Origin of the sequence: Tsukamurella soli (assembly GCF_039541155.1) — a bacterium.
GTDB lineage: Bacteria > Actinomycetota > Actinomycetes > Mycobacteriales > Mycobacteriaceae > Tsukamurella > Tsukamurella soli.
Window position 1 is genome coordinate 1 of sequence record NZ_BAABFR010000174.1, and the last position, 6,203, is coordinate 6,203.

7 protein-coding genes are annotated in these 6,203 nt (G+C 73.7%); 1 reads left to right on the forward strand and 6 read right to left on the reverse strand.

The genetic code is table 11. The features are described from left to right. The 3 genes from ABD908_RS26300 to ABD908_RS26310 form a co-directional block, all read right to left on the reverse strand. Nucleotides 1–866: potassium channel family protein (locus tag ABD908_RS26300; RefSeq protein WP_345001684.1), on the reverse strand; the 866-nt coding region annotated here is incomplete at its 3' end. A gap of 116 nt (nucleotides 867–982) precedes the next feature. Further along, the gene (locus ABD908_RS26305; RefSeq protein WP_345001686.1) at nucleotides 983–2,194 is read right to left on the reverse strand and encodes a C40 family peptidase; all 1,212 of its coding nucleotides are present in this window, start codon (nucleotides 2,192–2,194) and stop codon (nucleotides 983–985) included. Beyond that, a complete protein-coding gene (locus tag ABD908_RS26310; protein WP_345001688.1) occupies nucleotides 2,191–2,532 on the reverse strand; it encodes a hypothetical protein in 342 nt (113 codons plus the stop codon). The genes ABD908_RS26305 and ABD908_RS26310 overlap by 4 nt, the downstream gene beginning before the upstream one ends. A gap of 119 nt (nucleotides 2,533–2,651) precedes the next feature. Here ABD908_RS26310 and upp point away from each other — a divergent pair, with 119 nt between their 5' ends. Next, nucleotides 2,652–3,281 (forward strand): uracil phosphoribosyltransferase, encoded by a 630-nt coding sequence (upp, locus tag ABD908_RS26315; RefSeq protein WP_345001690.1) that lies wholly within the window; start codon nucleotides 2,652–2,654, stop codon nucleotides 3,279–3,281. A 37-nt stretch (nucleotides 3,282–3,318) separates the two neighbouring features. Here the strand turns inward: upp and ABD908_RS26320 are convergent, their stop codons facing one another. The 3 genes from ABD908_RS26320 to ABD908_RS26330 all read right to left on the reverse strand — a co-directional run. Further along, complete coding sequence (locus ABD908_RS26320; protein WP_345001692.1) at nucleotides 3,319–3,930, reverse strand: RodZ family helix-turn-helix domain-containing protein; 612 nt, start codon at nucleotides 3,928–3,930, stop codon at nucleotides 3,319–3,321. Between the two features lie 20 nt (nucleotides 3,931–3,950). Then, nucleotides 3,951–5,555: a phospho-sugar mutase gene (locus ABD908_RS26325; protein WP_345001694.1), complete on the reverse strand. Its 1,605-nt coding sequence runs from the start codon at nucleotides 5,553–5,555 to the stop codon at nucleotides 3,951–3,953. Beyond that, nucleotides 5,552–6,203 (reverse strand): purine-nucleoside phosphorylase (locus ABD908_RS26330; protein WP_345001696.1); only part of this gene is annotated, 652 nt, incomplete at its 5' end. The genes ABD908_RS26325 and ABD908_RS26330, both read right to left, overlap by 4 nt.

Below are 6,203 nucleotides of genomic sequence, written 5' to 3' on the forward strand. Positions count from 1 at the left end.
CCGGGCACAGCGGCAGCAGCGCCGGGCACAGCGGCAGCGGTGGCGGGCACGGCGGCGCCGGACCGTTCCGCCCGCAGGTCCGCGATCTCGCCGCGCAGGGCGCGGATCTCGTTGACCAGCTCCGCCACCGTCTCTCTCGTGGAGTCCTGCGCCTCGGTGCTCTCCGCGACGCGGTCGGCGATCCACGAGGCGAAGGTGCCGGTCACCACGCCGAGCAACGTGACGCCGGAGATCATCAGGGCGGCGGCCACGATCTTGCCGGTCAGGGTCACGGGGTAGTGGTCGCCGTAGCCGACGGTGGTCATAGTGGTGATCGACCACCACAGCCCGTCGCCGAAGTTCTCGATGGTCGAGCCGGGATGCCCCCGCTCGGCGTCGGTGATCGCAAGTGCCGCGACCACCAGGAGCATGGTCGCGCTGCCCACGGCGTACACGACGATCCGCCCGCGCACCGACCGTGCTCCGACGCGGTTGAGCACTGACAGCAGGGCCACGAGTCGCAGCAACCGCAGCGGGCGGAGGATCGGCAACACGAGGATCGCCAGATCGAACACATGGCGACGCAGGAACGTCCATCGGTCCGAGCTGAGCGACAGTCGCACCACGTAGTCGATCCCGAACAGCACCCAGACGACGGTGGTCGCGACGTCGCAGGCGTGGTGCAGGCGTGGCGAGATGCCGGGCCGGATGACGGGGGTCGCGTAGGCGACCAGGAACACCACGGACGCCGCGACCAGCACCCACTCGACTGCATCGGCCCACCGGTCGTGTGCGGGGCGTGCCACGGGATCGCGGCGCGACGTGGGGGCGTCCGGGCGCACCAGCGAATCGCGTACCGCGTCCTCGAATCCCTGCTCTGCGCTCACTGTGACTGCGGACCCTCGACTCGACGTTGCCGACGTCGGAAGTCTAGACGCCCGCGGCGACGAACCCGGTGCGAGGCGCCGGCGCCAGGCCGGTCGGTGGACGGGGTCGGAGCAGCCTACGCGGAGCCGGCGGTGGGTCGGAAGAAGCCCAGGAAGCCCATGCCGATGTTGTCGGTGCGGATGGCGGAGATCTGCACGGGGTCGCCCGCCTCGACCATCCGACCGTTCCCGATCACCATCGCCACGTGCCCGTCCCACACTGCGAGGTCGCCGGGCTGCAGGTCGCTCGCGCGAACCGCAGCCCCGATGCCCTGCTCCTGCGCGAGCCTGGGCAGCTCGAGGCCCGCCTGCCGGTACGCCCACTGCGTCAGGCCGCTGCAGTCCAGCCCCTGACCGGCTGCGGTGCCACCCCAGCTGTACGGCACGCCGAGCTGCGTCAGGGCGGCCCGCACGGCGGTGGCGGCCTGCTCGTTCGGCGCCCGGACGACGGTGCCGTCGGGCAGCGTGACCGCGACGCCGCCGCCCAGCGTCCGCGGCCGGATCCGAGCGGGGCCCGAGGCGCGCGTCGCCATCGCCCGGGTACCGCTGCCGGTACGCGTCCCCGTCCCTGCGGAGCCCGATCCGGAGCCGGAGCCTGCGGCTGCCGCCGGGACGGCCCCCATCGCCGAGCCGACCGAGCCGAGTCCCGAACCCGACCCGTTACCCGCCGGTCCACCGCCCGACCCGGTCCCGGACGTGCCGGGCGCAGTCGATCCCCCGGCCGACGCCGGGGTGGTCGCGGCGCCACCGGTCGGCGTGGCGCCGGAGACGGTGTCGGGCGCGGTCGGCGTGTCCCGCGCCAACCCACCGACGGTGGCGGTCTCGGTGCCCAGTGACTCCCGGGTGCGCTGCAGCACGGCGAGGGCTTGCTCGAGGTGCTCGGCGGCGAGCCGGAGGACGGCGATGAGCCCCGCGGGGTTGGTCAGCGTGGGGTTCGCGGCGTTGCCCTGCTGCACGAAGGAGTCCACGATCCGCTTCAGTTCGCTGTGTCCCTGCTTCACCACCGCCGCCGCGGACTGTAGCGACGTCCCCAGCTGCCCGGTGTGCGCCGCGATCGCCTGCGCGCTCGAGCCGCCGCGGCCGATGGTCCGCTGCGCCGCGCCGGCGTCCGACCCCGCCCAGGCGTGCCCGACGGTGACGTTGGCGCTGCGGGTCTGGGCGGTCACCTGCTCGAGCTGGGTGCGCAGCGTCGCGATCGCCCGGTCTATCCCCGCACTGCCGATGTCACCGGTGCCGACGCTGTCGAGGATCGCGTACATGGGCGCCGCCAGCGTGTCGACGATGCTCATGTGCGCGCCGCCGCGGAGACCCCGGGCACAGCTCGCGAGAACACGCCCGCGAGCGTCGCGGCGAGCGCGTCGGCACCGTCGGCCTCCTGCGTGGCCACCGCAGCGATCGTCTGCGCCGTCGCCTCGCCGGCGGACGCGTAGAACGCGGCCAGCCGCCCCACCTCGGCGTGTGTCGACGTCAGCGCCGCGACCAGCGCCGCCGTGTAGTCCCCGCCGACCAGACCGAACGCCGGCACCAGCGATGTCGTGCCCGCGACGCCCGCCGCTGCGGCTCCGGCGACCGCCCCCGACAGCGCCGACAGCGTCGCCCCCGCACCGGCCAGCGCCGGTGTGTCCATCCGAAAAGCCTCCATGTGAACCCCCACGCCCCTCATGCCCTGCGTCCGTCGAGCACAGCCCCTTATCCATTAGACGCACGAGGGCGGCCCGCGGTTCCGAGCAACTATGCTGATCGGCCATGCAGACCACAGTGGTCGACCACCCGCTCGCCGCCGTCCGGCTCACCGCGCTGCGCGACGGCTCGTCCGACAACGCGCGGTTCCGCGCGGCGCTCAAGGAGCTGACGCAGATGCTGATCTACGAGGCGATGCGTACGGCGCGGGTGTCGACGGTCCCGGTCACGACGCCGCTCGAGACCACTGACGGGTATCGCCTCGCCGCGCCCCCGCTGCTGGTGCCGGTGCTGCGCGCGGGGCTGGGGATGGTGGACCAGGCGCACGCGATGATCCCGGAGTCCCAGGTCGGCTTCGTGGGGATGGGCCGCAACGAGGAGACCCACATCCCCGAGCCGTATTTCGAGTCGCTGCCCGCCGACGTGTCGGACCGGCCGGTGTTCGTGCTGGACCCGATGCTCGCGACCGGCGGGTCGATGGTGCAGGCCCTGCAGTTGCTGGCGCAGCGCGGCGCCACCGACGTCACCGCGGTGTGCGTCGTCGCTGCCCCGGAAGGTGTTGCAGCGCTGGCAGATTCGGGATATCCGGTGCGGCTCGTGACGGCCGCCGTGGACCGAGGCTTGAACGAGAACGCCTACATCGTGCCGGGGCTCGGCGACGCCGGTGACCGGCAGTTCGGGCCCCGCTGGACCTGACCCTGGCCTGCTCCGCGACCGACGGCCCGACCTGGTTCTACTGCGACCAGTACGCCAGCGCCGGCTCGGGGTGTTGGACGCCGTCGGTGGTGGTGATCACCAGCCCGGACGGCCCCACGTCGTACGTCGTGATGCCGTCGCTGCCGACGACGTGGAAGCCGGAGCCGGTGCGCGAGAGGGTGTACAGGGTGATGCCGTCGAGGTCGACGGTGCTCCAGCCGCGGTAGTACAGACCGGACGATCCGGAGCAGATCGCCACCTGTGACCTGGCGGTCGAGAGGAGCACCGCGGCACCGTCGGACCCGAGGCAGCGCGCGCCGCCGGACTCGAACCCCTGCCAGTCGGTTCCGGCGACGGTGGGCGTGGGGTGCGCCGCATTCGACACATCGGCGGGTGAGGTGGCTCCCGCGGCGGTCGCCTGCGGAACCTGTTGCAGCGCAGTCACAGTCACCGTCGCGGGCGAATTCGGCTCGCCCGGGGGCATCGGGCCCGCACCCGTCGTGGCCGGCCCGGACGCCTGCTGCCCGGACCTGCCACCGGTGAGGAGCAGCGCCACCGCCACGGCGCCCGCCACGATCAGCACGCCGATGATCACGGACACGACGATCACCGGCGTCCGGTTCGGGTGCGGCGGTCCGTACGGCTGCATGGGCCGAATCTACCCAACTGCTACCAGTCGTGGACCGCGTTGGTGAGTGCGGCCAGCCGCGCCCGTGCCGCGCGTTTCGAGGGCTCGAGCTCTCCCCGCTCGATCACCTCCAGATAGAACTTGGCCTTCGGCTCGGTTCCCGACGGGCGTACCGTGATCCGCGTGCCCGCGCCGGTGAACACCAGCGCGTCGGTGGCGGGACGCGCGTGCAGCAGGTCCTCGCATGCCAGGACCACCCCGGCCGCCGACGGTGGCGGGTCCGCCCGCAGCCGCGCCATCAGCGCCGTGATCTCGGCGGTGTCGGTGACCCGCAGCGCGTACTGCCCGGTGACGTGCACCCCGTGCCGCGCGTACAGCGCGTCGAGCGCGTCGAGAAGGGTGCGGCCCTGTGCCTTCAGCGCCGCGGCGTACCCCGCGGCGACGACCGCCGCGGAGATGCCGTCCTTGTCCCGCACCGTGTCCGGGTCGACGCACAGGCCCAGCGCCTCCTCGTACGCGAACACCAGACCGTCGCCTGCGCGCACCAGGTTCTTGAACCCCGTGAGCGTCCGCACGCACCGCGCGCCGTGCCCTGCGGCGATCGAACCGAGCAGCGTCGAGCTCACGATCGTGGTGGCCACCAATGGATCTCCCGGCGCACCCGCCGCGGCGCGCAGCGTGAGCACCCGATCCCCGAGCAGGGCCCCGGTCTCGTCCCCGGTCAGCATGCGCCAGCCGTCCGGACCCCGCGCGCCGAGCGCGCACCGGTCCGCGTCCGGGTCCAGGGCGATCGCCAGATCGGCGTCGACCGACTCCGCCAGCGCCAGTAGCAGATCCGTGGCGCCCGGTTCCTCGGGGTTGGGGAACGATACGGTCGGGAATCCAGCGTCGGGTGCGAACTGCTCGGCGACCACGTGGACATCGTCGAAACCGCTGCGTCGCAGGGCCTGCACCGCGACCGCGCCGCCCACGCCGTGCATGGGGGTCAGGGCGATGCGCAGTCCCCGCGGGCCGTCATCCGCGAGCGCCCCGACCCGGTCGAGATACCGTGGCGGCACCGCCAGTGCCCGGGCGTCGGGCGTCACCGGCACACGGGGGATGGACACCGCCGGGGGAGCGGCCGCGATCAGCGCCTCGATCTCGCGATCCGCGGGGGTGGTGAGCTGCGCGCCCCCGTCGACGTACACCTTGTAGCCGTTGTCCGCGGGCGGGTTGTGCGACGCCGTGATCTGGATACCCGCCGCTGCGCGCAGCGCGCGCGTGGCGAACGCGACCCACGGTGTCGGTCCCGGCTCGGGTAGTGCGACCACCGAGAAGCCCTGCGCCGCGAGCACTTCCGTGGCCGCGGCGAAGAACTCTGCGGATCCGTGGCGCGCATCGCGGCCTACCACCACGACCGATCCGCCCAGGCATCTGTCGGTCAGCCAGCGGCCCACGGCCCAGGTCGCGCGGGTCACCGTCGCCACGTTCATCCCCGCCGGCCCGCCGCGCACCGGCCCGCGCAGCCCCGCCGTACCGAACGCCAGGGGCGCGGCGAACCGCTCGGCGAGGTCCGCGACAGCGAGACCCGCCAGCTCGGCCCGGGTCTCGGGGTCGGGGTCGCCGTCGATCCACGCCCGGACCGTGGCCGGGTCGGGACCGGTCACGTCAGCCCGGCGATCATGTCGGCCAGGAGCGTGCCCATCCGCTCGGCCGCCGCGCGGCCTGCGGCGAGCACCTCGGCGTGGTCCAGCGGCTCGCCGGTCATGCCCGCGGCGAGATTGGTCACCAGCGACACCCCCAGCACCGCCGCCCCCGCCGCCCGCGCGGCGATCGTCTCGTGCACCGTCGACATGCCCACGAGGTCGGCGCCGAGCGTCCGCAGCATCCGGATCTCGGCGGGCGTCTCGTAGTGCGGCCCCGGCAGACCGGCGTACACGCCCTCCGCCAGCGACGGGTCCACCCGCCGCGCGGCGTCTCGCAGCGCGGGGGAGTAGGCGTCCACCAGATCGACGAACTGCGCGCCGCGCAGCGGCGACCGTGCGGTGAGGTTCAGGTGATCGGCGATCAGCACCGGCTGCCCCACCGCCATGTCCGACCGCAGGCCGCCCGCGGCGTTGGTGAGGATCACCGTCCGCGCTCCGGCCGCGCAGGCGGTCCGCACCGGGTGCACGACGCGGGCCAGGTCGTGCCCCTCGTAGGCGTGGGTCCGGCCGAGCAGCACCAGCACCCGCGCGTCGCCGACGGTGCCGGCGATCGCGGTGCCGCGGTGCCCCGCCGCGCTCGGCGGGGCGAAGTGCGGCAGGTCCGCCATA